The 14,510-nt window shown below is 61.1% G+C and carries 17 protein-coding genes and 1 pseudogene; 16 read left to right on the forward strand and 2 right to left on the reverse strand.

The features are described 5' to 3' along the window. The 7 genes from NCT04_RS21795 (at position 1) to NCT04_RS21825 (ending at position 4,670) form a co-directional block, all read left to right on the forward strand. The gene (locus NCT04_RS21795) at positions 1 to 231 is read left to right on the forward strand and encodes a DUF7446 family protein (RefSeq protein WP_250467673.1); all 231 of its coding nucleotides are present in this window, start codon (positions 1 to 3) and stop codon (positions 229 to 231) included. Between the two features lie 44 nt (positions 232 to 275). Next, positions 276 to 1,490 (forward strand): DNA cytosine methyltransferase, encoded by a 1,215-nt coding sequence (locus NCT04_RS21800; protein WP_250467713.1) that lies wholly within the window; start codon positions 276 to 278, stop codon positions 1,488 to 1,490. Between the two features lie 58 nt (positions 1,491 to 1,548). Next, positions 1,549 to 2,019: a hypothetical protein gene (locus NCT04_RS21805; RefSeq protein WP_250467674.1), complete on the forward strand. Its 471-nt coding sequence runs from the start codon at positions 1,549 to 1,551 to the stop codon at positions 2,017 to 2,019. A gap of 388 nt (positions 2,020 to 2,407) precedes the next feature. Next, positions 2,408 to 2,647 carry a hypothetical protein gene (locus NCT04_RS21810; RefSeq protein ID WP_250467675.1) on the forward strand — a complete coding sequence of 80 codons (240 nt, stop codon included), beginning with the start codon at positions 2,408 to 2,410 and terminating at the stop codon, positions 2,645 to 2,647. A 272-nt stretch (positions 2,648 to 2,919) separates the two neighbouring features. Next, positions 2,920 to 3,291 (forward strand): hypothetical protein, encoded by a 372-nt coding sequence (locus NCT04_RS21815; protein WP_244828931.1) that lies wholly within the window; start codon positions 2,920 to 2,922, stop codon positions 3,289 to 3,291. A 55-nt stretch (positions 3,292 to 3,346) separates the two neighbouring features. Further along, positions 3,347 to 3,562 (forward strand): excisionase, encoded by a 216-nt coding sequence (locus NCT04_RS21820; protein WP_244828932.1) that lies wholly within the window; start codon positions 3,347 to 3,349, stop codon positions 3,560 to 3,562. Next, positions 3,543 to 4,670 carry a tyrosine-type recombinase/integrase gene (locus tag NCT04_RS21825; protein ID WP_250467676.1) on the forward strand — a complete coding sequence of 376 codons (1,128 nt, stop codon included), beginning with the start codon at positions 3,543 to 3,545 and terminating at the stop codon, positions 4,668 to 4,670. Before NCT04_RS21820 ends, NCT04_RS21825 begins: the two co-directional genes overlap by 20 nt. An 89-nt stretch (positions 4,671 to 4,759) precedes the next feature. On the opposite strand, the gene NCT04_RS21830 is transcribed toward NCT04_RS21825, so the two are convergent. Then, on the reverse strand, positions 4,760 to 5,137 hold the full coding sequence (locus tag NCT04_RS21830) for an ester cyclase (RefSeq protein WP_250467677.1): 378 nt from the start codon (positions 5,135 to 5,137) through the stop codon (positions 4,760 to 4,762). 154 nt (positions 5,138 to 5,291) lie between these two features. Here NCT04_RS21830 and NCT04_RS21835 point away from each other — a divergent pair, with 154 nt between their 5' ends. The 3 genes and pseudogenes from NCT04_RS21835 to NCT04_RS21845 all read left to right on the forward strand — a co-directional run bounded on the left by NCT04_RS21835 (position 5,292) and on the right by NCT04_RS21845 (position 6,701). Beyond that, on the forward strand, positions 5,292 to 6,083 hold the full coding sequence (locus tag NCT04_RS21835) for a 3-hydroxybutyrate dehydrogenase (RefSeq protein WP_250467678.1): 792 nt from the start codon (positions 5,292 to 5,294) through the stop codon (positions 6,081 to 6,083). 43 nt (positions 6,084 to 6,126) lie between these two features. After that, a pseudogene (locus tag NCT04_RS21840) lies at positions 6,127 to 6,399 on the forward strand (chemotaxis protein); the annotation flags it as partial. A 68-nt stretch (positions 6,400 to 6,467) separates the two neighbouring features. Then, positions 6,468 to 6,701 (forward strand): hypothetical protein, encoded by a 234-nt coding sequence (locus tag NCT04_RS21845; RefSeq protein WP_244828936.1) that lies wholly within the window; start codon positions 6,468 to 6,470, stop codon positions 6,699 to 6,701. A 14-nt stretch (positions 6,702 to 6,715) separates the two neighbouring features. On the opposite strand, the gene NCT04_RS21850 is transcribed toward NCT04_RS21845, so the two are convergent. Then, positions 6,716 to 8,731, reverse strand: coding sequence for an AI-2E family transporter (locus NCT04_RS21850; RefSeq protein WP_250467679.1), 2,016 nt, complete (start codon positions 8,729 to 8,731; stop codon positions 6,716 to 6,718). 238 nt (positions 8,732 to 8,969) lie between these two features. Here NCT04_RS21850 and NCT04_RS21855 point away from each other — a divergent pair, with 238 nt between their 5' ends. The 6 genes from NCT04_RS21855 (at position 8,970) to NCT04_RS21880 (ending at position 14,348) form a co-directional block, all read left to right on the forward strand. After that, positions 8,970 to 9,152, forward strand: coding sequence for a DUF1289 domain-containing protein (locus NCT04_RS21855; protein ID WP_244828938.1), 183 nt, complete (start codon positions 8,970 to 8,972; stop codon positions 9,150 to 9,152). 120 nt (positions 9,153 to 9,272) lie between these two features. Continuing rightward, complete coding sequence (locus NCT04_RS21860; RefSeq protein ID WP_250467680.1) at positions 9,273 to 9,575, forward strand: hypothetical protein; 303 nt, start codon at positions 9,273 to 9,275, stop codon at positions 9,573 to 9,575. Positions 9,576 to 9,786: 211 nt separating this feature from the next. Continuing rightward, positions 9,787 to 10,152, forward strand: a complete 366-nt coding sequence (locus NCT04_RS21865; RefSeq protein WP_244828939.1) for a response regulator — start codon at positions 9,787 to 9,789, stop codon at positions 10,150 to 10,152. Positions 10,153 to 10,678: 526 nt separating this feature from the next. Next, the gene (locus NCT04_RS21870) at positions 10,679 to 11,299 is read left to right on the forward strand and encodes a glutathione S-transferase family protein (RefSeq protein WP_250467681.1); all 621 of its coding nucleotides are present in this window, start codon (positions 10,679 to 10,681) and stop codon (positions 11,297 to 11,299) included. A gap of 7 nt (positions 11,300 to 11,306) precedes the next feature. Beyond that, the gene (locus NCT04_RS21875; RefSeq protein WP_250467682.1) at positions 11,307 to 13,373 is read left to right on the forward strand and encodes a 2Fe-2S iron-sulfur cluster-binding protein; all 2,067 of its coding nucleotides are present in this window, start codon (positions 11,307 to 11,309) and stop codon (positions 13,371 to 13,373) included. A gap of 69 nt (positions 13,374 to 13,442) precedes the next feature. Continuing rightward, entirely contained in the window at positions 13,443 to 14,348 is a 906-nt protein-coding gene (locus NCT04_RS21880; RefSeq protein WP_250467714.1) for a LysR family transcriptional regulator, read from the forward strand. Positions 14,349 to 14,510 lie beyond the last annotated feature (162 nt).

Consider the following 14,510-nt stretch of genomic DNA (forward strand, 5'->3'; position numbering starts at 1 on the left):
GTGAACGCCGGAAAGCTCGAAATGTGGATGTCGCCACTGACGAACCGGATCTTCATCGGCAAGTCTCGCGCCGACGCACACGGGCGCGTTGCAACGTCGAAACAGGACGTCACCGCGCAGTGCATTAACGGCGCGATCGCGCACCTGGTGGCGCAGAACGACATGGAAATCATCGTGACGCTGGACGAAGGCAAGCGCTATCGAGTGCGCATCACGCCCGAAACGGAATGACGCGAGCCTACTACAACGAGATAGACCCATACGCCGCGCAGTGGATGCGCAATCTTATTGAAGCCGGGCATATCGCGCCCGGCGACGTTGATGAACGGAGCATCGAGGATGTCAGACCTAGCGACTTGCGCGGATACACACAATGTCATTTCTTCGCCGGAATCGGCGTCTGGTCGTATGCCCTTCGTCTCGCTGGATGGCCTGACGACCGACCTGTTTGGACCGGTTCCTGTCCGTGCCAACCTTTCAGCGCGGCAGGCAAAGGACTTGGGTTTGATGATGAGCGGCACCTTTGGCCCGCTTGGGCATGGCTCATTGGCGAGTGCCGGCCTCCAGTCGTCTTTGGAGAGCAAGTTGCAAGCAAAGACGTCGAACCTTGGATCGACCTTGTTCAAGCTGACGTGGAAGCGATGGGTTACGCCCTCGGGTGTGTCCCGTTCCCGTCTGCGGGCGTCGGTGCTCCGCACATCCGCGACCGATCGTACTTTGTGGCCCACACCAGCAGCCAGGGATTGGAAAAGCGAAAGCGCGACGGACGAATTCAACGCGGAACGATGGGCGCACGCTCGCGGCAAGCCATTGTCGGCAGTGGCAACGCTGGCAGCTTGGAATACCCCAGCGGCAGCTCATTGCCAGGGATCGCACGGCGGCGGCCAGTGCTCGGACTTGAGAACGCAGGTAGCGCTGGCAGGATGGCCGACGCCGACAGTCGGGAACAGCAAGGGATCGCAGTCGTTCGACGGATTGAGCGCGACGGGTCAGACGTCAGACGGGCGCAAGGTGGCAGTGAGCTTGAATCACGTCGCGACTTTCGCGAGTTGGCCGACACCGACATCAGCACTCGCAGACAAGGGTGTGCGCTCGACGGAAGGCGGAATTCGGGAGGCGATGCGATCGCACGGGCCCGACCTTGCCGCGATGGCCTGCCTTGCGAGTTGGCCAACTCCGAATGCGCATCCGGATGCGCCGAACATGAGCACGAATCGGGGCGGCGGAGAAAGGGCCCGGCTGACGCTACAGAGCCTCGGGGCGATGGCAAAGAGCATGTTGCCGGCCCGACTAACGGCTTCTGGCGAGATGCTGATTGGCTTCTCTGCAGGGACGAAAAGTGGCGGCCAGTTGAACCCCGCACATTCCCGCTGGGTGATGGGGCTCCCTCCCGCGTGGGACGCTTGCGCGCCTACGGCAACGCGATCAATCCGCACCAAGCCGCAGCGTTCATCGAAGCCGCTGACGAAGCAATGAGCTCGAACGCCTAAGGAGAACAAGATGAGCACGAAGACGCAGAGCACGCGCAATCATTGCGGAGATGAATAAATGACCTTCGATGAATGGTTCATAGAACAGGTATGGAGCGGGTCTAAGCTCGCTCGGAGCGTTGCGGAGAAAACGTGGCAAGCCGCCATTGAATCAATGAAGAGCGACAAGAAAGAGGCGAAGAGTTGCCGCACAGGATATTACGATATTTGTCATGCCGCGAAATTCGATGGCGTCGTGTGTCCAGAAGACGAATGCGACATTGATGATGGCGTTCGGGCTGTTGCTAAGCGCGACAAGCAAGAGGCGATGACCTGCAGGTGCAGGTGCAGTGGCTTGGGTCCATGTGAAAAACTAGCAAATTGTCGTCTGCGTAAAAGCGACAAGCAAGAGGCGGTAATGAGCCGCGAGGACTGGAAAGAGCTATACAACATCGCCTACGACCATGATTCGTTCGAGCGTTTCATGGAGACCGCGAAGTTCAATCTCGCAGCTAACCGCGCATCCGAGGAAGGGGGTTCCAATGGTTGAGCGATCCTGTAACGAATCGCGCGGCTCTGACTGGCCCTGCAAACACTGCAAAGTCGCTGACGTGTGGTTCACGTCCGATGAGACGTTCGACGGAGCTTATGACCGTTATCACTATCGCTGTCATTCATGCGGCAAGCAATGGACAGTGGTTGATGAGACCGACTGATAAGCGTATCCACCGACACGAAGGAGAAGACGTGAGCGATGTTCGAAAACTACCAACGCCGAGCACCACCGACCGACCTGCCCCAAATCGAATCATGCGTCCGTGCGAATGGGGTCTGCTCGGCACAGTGCGCGATCTTAAAACGCAGAAGGGAAGCAATATCTCGCTACGCCGCACACGTGGCGTGCGAAGAGACGCCGCCATCACGAAGGATCTATGAAAATGAACGACAGCCAAGAGCGGTTCGAAAAAGAGTTTGGCGTGATCGAGGCACACCCGATCGCATGGGCAGCGTGGATCATCGCTGAAAAGCAGGCACTTGAGCGTGCGGCGCAGATGTGCGACGACAATGCAGCCGCGCTCGAAAGCGTTCCATCGACTGCAACCGCTGCGTTAGCGCTCGTCTGTACTGCGCGAGATATTCGCGAGTTGGTATTGGATGACGCGCATACCGGACAGTAGAAAAGCGATGAAGATTCCAGGAGTTGAATCAAAGACGCTCAATCCTCAATGGCCTATGCGGGTTCGACCTTGGCTAGACATCAAAACTCTCGAGCCTGTGTATTCCGTGGAAACGCGTCATCCTGAGTTCAAGGTGTGGCTAGCGATATACACGAAGAGCCGCGGCCTCAAGCGGTTCAAGTCACGCGAAGCCGCACAGGCATTCATCAACGAAGCCAAGAACAAGCCATGTGCGCCCACTGCGGAAGCATGAATATCACGGAAGGAGAAGCATGATGGGCTGGAGCATCGGATACGACGAACACTGGAAGCGCGATGTCGGCTATGGCGTACCGACGTACTGCGATCATCCGGAATGCAATGAGGTGATTGACCGCGGATTGTCGTATGTGTGTGGCGGCGACATATTCGGCGGAGAGCGAGGCTGCGGTCTTTACTTCTGTGCCCGCCACATGTACCTGCCGATGCGTCGTCCTCAGATGTGCGAGCGATGCGAGAAGCGCCGAAAGCCCTTCAATGCGAAGCCTGATCATCCAGATTGGATCACCTGGAAGCTGACGGATGCAAGCTGGCAGCAATGGCGCGACGAGAACCCTGAGTTGGTCGCCGCGCTGCGCGCCATTATCGAATCGGAACTGAAGTGACCTGCAACATCGAAGAATTCATGCGCGTGACGCGCGCGTATCTCGGAGTCGAGAAATGGCGAAGCTAGTCTCCCTTGAGCAGTGGGCTGAACTGCTGTTCGGAAAAGAGAAGCCGCATCGAAACACGCTGCGCAACTGGCGTAAAAATGGCCGTATCGTGCCGCAGCCCATCAAATGCGGCGCCAAGTATTTTGTCGAACCGACCGCCGTTTACTACGACGATGCAGGCGAGATGCAACGGAGATTTGGGAATGGCCGCAAGGCGTCGTGAAGCAAAGCGCTGGCACTGGCCCGCGAACCTGTATCAGAACAGCACGGGCTATTTCTACTGGCGCAATCCTGACACCAAGAAGGATTACGGTATTGGCCGCGATCAGGCGAAGGCGTTTGGCGAAGCGCGCGCCGCCAACGCAGAGCTCGAACAGAGTCGAGGCCATCGATCGATCGTGCAGCGCATGACTGCACCGGATGACAGGACGCTGCGCGCCTGGTCGGCAGAGTACGCTGTGATCTATGCGGAGACTCGCAATCCGACACCGAGCACGATGAAGACTGTTCGCGCCGGCATCCGAGCCGTTTGCACCGCGCCGTTCGTCGACAGGCTCCTGAGAGAGGTGAAAACAAGCGAGGTCGCCGACTTTATTCTGACCGCTACCACGGCACGCGGCGCGCCTATGGCCGCTCTGATACGCAAGACCATGCACGACATGTTTCGCGAGGCTGAGACGAAAGGCTTGATCGAAGGAGGGAAGAATCCTGTTTCCGTCACGCGGCGGCCCGACATTGAAGTCGTGAGATCGCGGCTCACCCTGGAGAACTTCCTCGCCATCTATAAGCAAGCGCAGAAGTCGCCTGATCCGTGGATCGCGCGAAGCATGGAGTTGGCACTCATCACTGCGCAGCGCCGGGAGGATGTCTCGAAGATGCAGTTTGCCGAGGCGAAAGATGGATTCTTAGCGGTCGTTCAGACCAAAGGGCGAGGATCTGTGCGGCTGCGCATTCCGCTGTCGCTTCGACTAGGGGCGATCAAACTGTCGCTTGACGACGTGGTGAAGCGGTGCAGAGACGACGCCGTATCCGCGTACATGCTGCATTACACCGAGACGCGCGGCGGTCAGAGAAGAAGCGCCCGCGTAACAGCTGAAAAACTCACACGAGCATTTGCAGACACCCGCAACTCGACACCGGGTTTAACGTGGGAGGATGGTCGCACACCGGCTTCGTTCCACGAGATTCGGAGTCTTGCGGCACGTCTCTATACCGAGCAGTACGATGCGAAATTCGCTCAGGCGCTCCTCGGTCACAAGTCGGCGGAGATGACGTCTTTGTACCGCGACGTGCGCGGCGCGGAATGGACGGAATTGAAAATTGCCATATAAATCGTTTCAGACGAATAGTAGACGATTCTAGACGGTGGCCCGCCAGCAAAGGCTTAGCGGGCCGCAACGATTACATGGCATGTAATCATTCACAAGACTTGCGCTTCAATCGCCGCCTTATCGATGACCGACCACACCCGCTCGATACGCTCATCGCGAAACCGATAAAACACGTTCTCGCGAAAGCACACGCGCCGGCCGTTCACGGGCACGCCGAGGAACGTCCCTTTCGGCGAGCAATCGAACAGCAGGCGCGCCGCCACCGTCTGCGTATCCTCAATGAGCAGTTCGATATTGAAATGCAGATCGGGAATCTGCTCGTAATCTCGCTCCAGCATGCCGATATAGCCCGCCAGCGTGCCTGGCACGTCGTTATACGACACCTCGTCGTGAACGAACTGCCCGAGCTTCGTCCAGTCCTTTTCGTTCAGGCAGGCAATGTAGTCGCGGTAAATGAGTGAGAGCATGGGTCGGGCTCCTTGGGATTGCTGGCAAAGATAACATCGGCTCCTTGCGGCCGTGTTTCGATGCGCGGTGTTTTACGCACTAGGCAAACTTAGCGACGTTTTGTAAAGTCAGCCGAACGCGCATCTCCCTTCAAACTCATCGAGAAACCCGTCCATGACTCAACTCGCATCAAAATCGCTCGCCGGCAAGACCGCACTCGTCACCGGCTCGACGAGCGGCATCGGCTTAGGCATTGCCACGGCGCTTGCGCAAGCCGGCGCGAATCTCGTGCTGAACGGCTTCGGCGATGTGAACGGCGCCCTCGCGCAGATCGAAGCCATCGGCGTGAAAGCGGTGCATCACGACGCCGATATGACCAAGCCCGCCGAAATCGAAGCCATGCTCGCCTTCGCCAACGAAACCTTCGGTGCGGTCGATATTCTCGTGAACAACGCAGGCATCCAGCATGTCGCGACCATCGACCAGTTCCCGGTGGAACGCTGGGACGCGATCATCGCCATCAATCTCAGCTCGACGTTTCACACCATGCGCGTCGCGCTGCCCGGCATGCGCGAGCGCGGCTGGGGACGCGTCATCAACATCGCTTCGGTGCACGGACTCGTCGGGTCGGTCGGCAAGTCCGCTTATGTGGCGGCCAAGCACGGCATCCTCGGACTCACGAAGGTCGCCGCGCTCGAAAACGCGCGAAGCGGCGTGACGGTCAACGCCATCTGCCCCGGCTTCGTGCATACGCCGCTCGTGCAGAAGCAGATCGACGATCTCGCCGCACGCGAATCGCTCTCGCCTGACGACGCCCGCGCGAAGTTGCTCGGCGAGAAGCAGCCGTCGGCGCAATTCGTGACGACGGAGCAGATCGGCGATCTCGCCGTGTTCCTCTGCTCCGACGCCGCGAGCGAAATGCGCGGTTCGGAGTTGAAGATCGACGGCGGCTGGAGCGCGCAATAAAGCGCCCAGCGAAGCGGCACCGTTATCGGCACGAAACGCACGCCTCGTCACGCGCACGACGCGCCAATGCGTGCTATCGACGAAGCAGTGAACCGCGTATGACGATCATCATGGAAGTGGCGAAAGCCAGCAGCGAGCAGGCGGATGGATCGCGCAAGTGAATCAGGCAGTCTCGCATCTCGACGATTCGACCCAGCAGAACGCGGCGCTGGTCGAACAGGCGGCGGTGACGGCCAAGCGCCCGGCGAAGCGGGCGGTGGTGCTGGAGGAAGCGGTAAGATTGTTCACGGTCGCCGGCCCAAAAGCGACGGCTTGAGTCGGAGTTGGACCGCGAAGGCTTCCGCGCTTGATAATATCGGGCATTGTCAACAAGGAGTGCCCCACATGACCGCAGAAGCCAACCGGCAAGAAGAAGCGCGCGCGATGGAACGCATCGTCAACGCGACGCGCCAGGTTCAATCCGCCTTTCTTGCCTTGCAGAAGCAGTTCGCGCCCGAAGGCGACGGCCGCCCGACGCAACTCGCGCTGACGGCTTTCGACGCCGCCCTGCAAGAGCTCGAAGAGGCGCAAGCCGCATTCGACACCATGCTCAACGACTTGTTCGACGGCAACCGCTAAGGCGGCCGCAGGCTTCAGCCGTTGCGCAACGCCGGCGCGTCCTCTTCGGGCGCGGGCGGTCCTTCGAGCGCGGCTTCGCCATCCGAGGGATCGAGTCCGGTCCATGAGACGCCATCGGTCGATTGACGGCGCGCCGCCGCCACGCATGCCTCGACCAGTTCCTTGAACGACACCGCCGCCGAACTCGTGCGCACCAGCGCTTCGCCCTGCAGCGGACTTTCGGGGAACACGAGTCCCACGATCAGCTCGGCTGCCGGCGCACGCTGATGCAGGCGGCGCAAGAGATTGCGCAGATATGGCGGCGACTCGGCGGCATCGAACGAGACCACGCAGATGATCGACACGCCGTGCAGGTTCACTTCGCCGAAGCGTCCGCGCGAGAAGCGTTCGTAGCCCGCCAGATCGGCGCCCAGCCCGTGCTTCCTAAAGAGTTGCACCGCGATTGTCGCGGCCAAATCGTCCAGTTCGCTGCGCCCTGCAATGCACAACACCGACGCCGTGTGACCTTCCGCTTGCGCGTCGAAATGCGGCGGCGGCGCTTCGTAGGCGAGCGGCACCGCTTCGTCCGGCGACTCCAGACTCGCGGGCGGATCTTCGCGATGAGGCGGCGGCAGCACGGCGGTATCGTCGGTTTCCTCCAGCCCTTCGATGATGTCAAGCGCCGACTCGTTGATGCGCCGCAGCTGATCCACCGTCACCACGCCGCGCAGCACGTCGTTATGCGCGAGCCGCAAGCCCTCGAGCGCGACTTCGTCGTAGTAAGCGATCAGCGAGCGTTCCGTCAGCAGCGATTCCGCTTGCGCCAGCGCTTCGTCGGGATCGTTGGCAAGCAGGCGCTGATAAAAATTTTCCGCAGGGGTGAGCGCTGGCCGGTCGCCGAACAGCACATCGAGAAATTCGAGGCGATCCACATGGCGCCCGAGAATCACGAGGCACAGCGTGAGCGGCGTCGACAGCACGAGACCGATTGGCCCCCAGATCCAGCTCCAGAAGATTGCCGCGACGATCACCGCGAACGGCGAAAGCCCGGTGCTGTGACCGTACAGGAGCGGCTCGACGATCTGTCCCGCGACGATGTCGGTCACGCCGAACAACACGATGGTCCAGATCAGCATGGTCCAGCCGGGGCCAACCGCCGCCGCGAACACCACTGCGACGAGCGCGGCGATCCACGTCCCGACGTACGGCACGAAGCGCAGAAGCGCCGTCATCACGCCGAACAGCAATGCGCCCGGCACGCCGATAACCGCGAGCCCAATCGAAATGATGATGCCCACGCTCACGTTGATGCCGAGCTGCGCCAGAAAATAGCGCGAAAGACGGCGCGCGGCTTCGTCCATCGCGGTGGTTGCCCGATGCAGATCGCGCGAGCCGAATAGACGGATCAGCCGGTCGCGTAGATCTTCACGCTGCAACAGGATGAACACGGCGACCACCAGCACGATGCCCGTCGTTTCAAGCGGACTGATGACCGGCGAGAGAAAGCGCTGCGCCAGTTCCAGCGGCGACGGCGATGGTTCGTGCACTTCCACCGGCATCGGCTGATCGATCGGCGAGGCGGCGGGATTGTTCTCGGCGGTGCGCTGCTCCTGCTCGCGCGCGGGCGAAATGCGTTTGAGCGCACGCGATGCGCGCCCGAGAAATTCGTCGGCGCGACCGACTGTCAGGCGCTGCACGGAGTCGATCTTGCGTTCGACCGCGACCTGATACTTCGGCAGATCGCCCGCAAGTTGCGCGACCTGCGCGCCGATCAGCGCGCCGACAGCCGTCAGCACCGACAACGCCAGCAACACCGCGACGATCACCGATGGCACTTGCCCGAAGCGAATGCGCCGCAACATATCGACGAAAGGCGCGAGCAGAAAGCTCAGCAGAATCGCGAGGATGATCGGAATAAGTACCGCGCGCCCGAAGTACAAAGCGCATATGACGATGACACCAGTCACCAGCGACGCCAGCGCGCGCAGGCCAGGCGCGTCGGGCGGCAGTATTTTGGCGGGTGGACGGCGCGAGCCGGGTGCGGGAGGCATTTGAATTATTCGCTCGCTCGTGAGGAGGGAAAAGCGTCATCGGCGCAACGGACGTGTCACGCATTTGTCCGCATGAAGCAAGCGTCATGCCGCAATTCGGGTCAAAGGTGAGGGTTTGCGGGGCACCGCTAGGCGGCGCTATGAGGATCATCGAAACAATCAGTTGGCGACGCGGGCACGCAGCGTGCGAAATTGTTGGCCCACTGTCACGCCCATGCGGCACTTTCACGGATAAATCATGGGAGTCGATTCGCCCTGCATCAGCATCTGCAAGTTCGATGAAAAGACGGGCTTCTGCATTGGTTGCCTGCGCACGAAGGAAGAATGCAAGGAATGGAAGAAGATGAAGGACAAGCATCGCGTGCGGATAATCGATGAGCGCGGCAAGCGCAAAGCCAAACTCAAGAAACACAAGAAATAGCGCGCGCTTGAGACAAACGCTGGACTGGTCGACGGTAGGGAGATCAGCGTTCGTCGCACGGCGCGGGTTTAGACTCAAGCAATGCGGACCGCTTCGCGCCGCCACCTCGGGAGTTTTGTCATGAACGTTCGCCTTTGTGTTTTTACGGGGTTGTTGCTCGCGGCGTCGAGCGCGTTTGCGCAGTTGCATCCGCCGAGTGCGGAAACGGATATGAGCGCGCCTCAGAACAACCCCAAGCTCATGCCGGACGCGCCGCTTGGAAGCCAGTACCCGACGCACGGGAATGCGCAGGCGGGAGAGTTGAATTTGAATCCGAGCGATCCGCGAGCGCAACTAGTCAATGGACTGCCTAATAACGCGAATAGTGGCGGGTATGGGTCGCCGCTGGCGGGGAACAAGGCGAATGTGCCGCCCCAGAATTAAGGTTGCGCGTGGCCTGCGGCGCCTGATGCGCGTAGCAGTCTCGTTAACAATGAGCGCGCTTGCCCGGTAACTATTCCAAATCGCGGCTGATACGACCGTTCGCTTCGTTGGCTCGGCCACACGGCGCAAGGCGCTGTGTTTATCGCGTGCTGATGGCACTGTCCTTGCATACGGAGCTAGCAACTCAACCAACGCGCGAACGGGGCGACTTATGCAAATTCTGGTGTTGGACGACGATCGCGATTTCGCGGCAGGCATTGCTTCGCTGATCGGCAAACTGGGGCATCAGGTTCAGCTTGCTCACGATTGCGGCGTCGCACGCGAACTTGCGCATGCACATACCTTCGATGTGATACTCGCGGATGTCGAGCTACCCGATGGCGACGGCCGTGAAATGTGTGAGGGCTTGCGGGCCGAAGGCGCTTCTCACGATGCATACATGATCGCGATGACAGGGCGCACGGAATTGGGCGACAACGACTTTCCGTCGTTCGACGGGTATATGCATAAGCCGGTGACGTTTAGTGGTCTCGAACGAGCGCTCGAGGAATGGCAGGCTGCGGCGGGATTGGATTGAGAGCGTTGACGCGATGCTGATGGCCCGTGTTGTTATGCGGGCCAAGTCTAAGAAATGATCGACTTGCCTTTGCCATGCACACGCGGTATCGAGCCTTTGATGCCATACATCTCATAAAATCTTATTAATTTCGAGGCCATTGCGAGCTTGTATTCGCGAGGCAGCGCCGCGCTTTGCGCGTTCTCCGTATCCGCTCGGGAACCAGGAGTCTCTTCGCAAAAAGAAATCCGGGCTTCGTATCCGCTCGGGAACGAAGCGCCTCGCGACGCGCATTTCAAATGCGGTCGCTTGCAGTTCAATTAAGCTGCCCTTCCACCGCGCGCCTACTCAAGCGTGAATCAAAATCTCCCAAATACCTCACCGTTCTCCAAACAAGAACAGTGATTTGAATCTATCTGGTATTCAACTCAGCAGGGCAAGTCCCCATACTTGGTACGTACACGGAGAGACCCTCCGTGAAGGTCAGCGAAACGCGCCTCCGCGTCAGAAGACCGCCAAGAACCAACCATAAGGACTGAAGCCCGCCATGAAGCTCTATCACCATCCCCTCTCCGGCCACTCCCACCGGGCGCGGCTTTTCTTGCACCTTCTTGCCCTCGATCACGAAGAAGAAGTCGTCGACCTCGCCGCCAACGCGCACAAGTCGCCTCAATTCCTGCGCCTGAATCGCTTCGGCCAAATCCCGGTGCTTACCGACGGCAATCACGTCATCGCCGATTCGAACGCCATCCTCGTCTACCTCACGAAGAAAAGCGGCGATGCCCGCTGGCTCCCCGAAACGCCCCTCGAAGCGGCCCAGGTGCAACGCTGGCTCTCCGTTGCCGCAGGCCAGATCGCCTATGGCGCATGCGCGGCGCGTCTCGTCACCGTGTTCGGCCGGAAGTTCGATACCGAAGAAGTCATCGGCCGGGCGCACGCTTCGCTCGAAGTGATCGACGAAGAATTGCAGTCGCGCGACTGGATCGCCGATATCGGCAGCTCGCATCCGACCATCGCGGATGTCGCGCTCTACAGCTACATCTCCAGCGCGCCCGAAGGCAACGTCGATTTGTCCGGTTATCGCCATGTGAACGCGTGGCTGGCGCGCGTGGAAGCGCTGCCCGGATTCATCGAGTTCCAAAAGACGGCGGCCGGGCTGCGGGCCTGAGACGATCATGTCCTTCTCCAGTCCCGTCACGATGGACGCGCCGTGGCATCGCGGCGAAATCACGCTGCAGAAAACCGCGGGCGTCTACGAGCGCATGCAGGAACAAGGGCGGCGCGTGGTGCGCAGCTTCATGCCGGAGCAGCATCGGCAATTCTTCGCGCAGCTGCCGTTCATCGTCACGGGCGCGGTCGATCGAAACGGCGACGCCTGGGCCACGCTCCTCGCGGGCCGTCCCGGCTTTCTGCAAACGCCTGACGCGACGACTCTCGCCGTCAGGCATCCGCGCGACAAGAACGATCCCGCCGATGCCGGCATGAACGATGGCGCATCGGTCGGCATGCTCGGCATCGAACTGCATACGCGGCGGCGTAATCGCATGAACGGCGTAATACATCGCCATGGCGACCGCGCGTTCAAAGTGGCCGTCGAGCAGAGCTTCGGCAATTGCCCGCAATACATTCAACTGCGCGATTTCGAATTCGTGCGCGAGCCTTCCGAGCCTTCGAGCTCGAAGCCGGTCGAAGAAGATCCGCACTCGCCACGCGCAAGGGCGATGATCGAACGCGCCGACACCTTCTTCGTGGCATCGTATTTCGACCGCGAAGACGGGCATCGTCAAGTGGATGTGTCGCATCGCGGCGGCAAGGCGGGTTTCGTGCGCATCTCCGACGATGGCGTGCTCACCATTCCCGACTTCGCGGGCAACCTCTTCTTCAACACGCTCGGCAATATTCTTGTGAACGGACGCGCCGGTCTGCTCTTTACGGACTTCGAAAGCGGCACGCTGCTGCAACTTACGGGCGACGCCGAAGTGCTCACCGATTCACCCGAAATCGCGGCGTTTCAAGGCGCGGAAAGGCTGTGGCGCTTCACGCCGCGTCGTGTCGTGCTGCGCGAGAATGCGCTGCCCTTGCGCTGGGCGCTGCGCCGCGAAGGCTTTTCGCCCAATGCGCTGATGACGGGCGACTGGGCGGAGGCATCCGAACGCATGAAGGCGGCCGCGCTCGCCAACGCGTGGCGGCCGTTCAGGGTGAGCCGCATCGTCGATGAAAGCGATGTCATCCGCTCTTTCCATCTGCAACCGGCGGATGGCGCGGGCATTGTGGCGCACGCGGCCGGCCAGCATTTGCCGATTCGCGCGCATCTTCCCGGCGAAGCGAAGCCGCTGATCCGCACGTACACGCTGTCGGTGGCGCCATCGGACGGGATGTATCGCATCAGCGTGAAGCGCGAAGGACGCGTGTCCGCGCATCTGCACGACACATTGAAAGTGGGCGATGTCGTCGAGGCGCGCGCGCCGGCGGGCGACTTCACCATCGACGCGCTGGAGCGACGCCCGGCCGTGCTGATCGCGGCGGGCGTCGGCATAACGCCGATGATCGCGATGCTGCGGCACGTCGTCTACGAAGGCCTGCGCAAGCGCCGCATCCGCCCGACGTGGCTGATCGTATCGGCGCGAACGCTCGCCAATCGCGCGTTCGCCGCCGAGATCGATGCACTGGTGCAAAGCGCGGGCGGCGCGGTGCGCGTGATTCGCGTGCTGAGCGACCCGCAAGGCGCGACCTTCAAGGAAGATTACGAGGTGTCGGGGCGGATCGATATCGACTTGCTGACGAGCTTTCTGCCGTTCAACGACTACGACTTCTATCTGTGCGGACCGGGCGCGTTCATGCAATCGCTCTACGATGGCTTGCGCGCGCTCAACTTGGCCGACACGCGCGTCCATGCCGAAGCCTTCGGTCCCGCATCGCTGCGACGCACGGCCGATCGCGGTATCGAGACGAAGCCGATGCCGCCAGCGGCCACGCAAGCCGTATCGGTGAGTTTCCTCAAGTCGGACAAGCGCGTGCAATGGTCGCCCGAAAGCGGCTCGTTGCTCGATCTGGCCGAAGCAAACGGCGTCGACGCGGAGTTCAACTGTCGCCGTGGAACGTGCGGCACGTGCAGGACGCGCATCAGGGAAGGCGCGGTGACCTATGCAAGCGAGCCCGCGTTTCATGTCGGCGACGACGAAGCCTTGATCTGCTGCGCGCTTCCCGCGGAACAAAGCGCGCCGCTGCTACTCGATCTCTAGATTGCGCGGCGCGCCAGCATGCCCGAGAATGCACGGCAACTTCCCAGCCCGCAGGCCGTGCGCCCCAACATGGATCGTTTCCAGGCAATGTCGACCTTCGTCACCGTGGTCGAAACCGGAGGCTTCGCGTCCGCCGCGCGCAAGCTCGAAGTGTCGCCATCGGTGGTGAGCCGCGTCGTCACGGAACTCGAAGAACGGCTTGGCGTGCGGCTGCTCACGCGCACCACACGCGTCGTGCGTCTCACCGACGCAGGCCGTGGCTACTTCGAGGACTGCCGCCGCATTCTCGGCGAACTCGACAGCGCCGACCTCGCCGCGACCGGCACCCATTCGTCGCCGCGTGGCGTCCTCGCCATCACCGCGCCAGTCATGTTCGGCCGACTGCATGTCATGCCGGTGATGCTCGACTACCTTTCGCGCTATCGGGAAGCGGACGCCAGTTGCTGGTTTGTCGATCGCGTGGTGAATCTCGTCGACGAAGGTATCGACGTGGCGGTGCGGATCGCGGAACTGCCGGACTCGTCGCTGCAGGCGATTCCCGTGGGCCACGTGCGGCGGGTGCTGTGCGCGTCGCCCGAATATCTCGATGAACACGGCACGCCGCAACATCCCGCCGACCTCGATGACCATACGATCATCACGTCCACCGGCTCCTCGACGCCGCCCGAATGGCGTCTTTACGAGGGCGAGCGGCATATCGTCGTGCGCGCGCGGCCGCGCCTTTCCACCACGACCAACGACTCGGCGATGGAAGCCGCGCTCGCGGGCTTCGGCATTGCGCGGCTGCTTTCTTATCAGATCGCGTCGCATCTGAACGAAGGCTCGCTCGTCACCCTTCTCGCCGATTTCGAACCGCCGCCGCTGCCGGTGCATCTCGTGCATCGCGAAGGGCGCCATGTCGCGCAGAAGGTGCGCGCTTTTCTCGATCTCGCCGTGCCTGCGTTGCGCGCGAATCCATCGCTTAACTGGCGTTAGTTTTTGGTTGCGCGCGGCGGGCAAGATACGCGCGCTTCGAAGCTCGTCCGCTCGAATCGAACGGCCGTTAGCGCGCGCCCCGTGCAAAATGCCGGCAAACCATGCAACATAGCTCTCTCGACCGGATGTCACGGTCGCCGCGCTTCGGCTTTCCTGAACCTT

Source organism: Caballeronia sp. GAFFF2, assembly GCF_023631485.1.
In the GTDB taxonomy this organism is placed as follows: domain Bacteria; phylum Pseudomonadota; class Gammaproteobacteria; order Burkholderiales; family Burkholderiaceae; genus Caballeronia.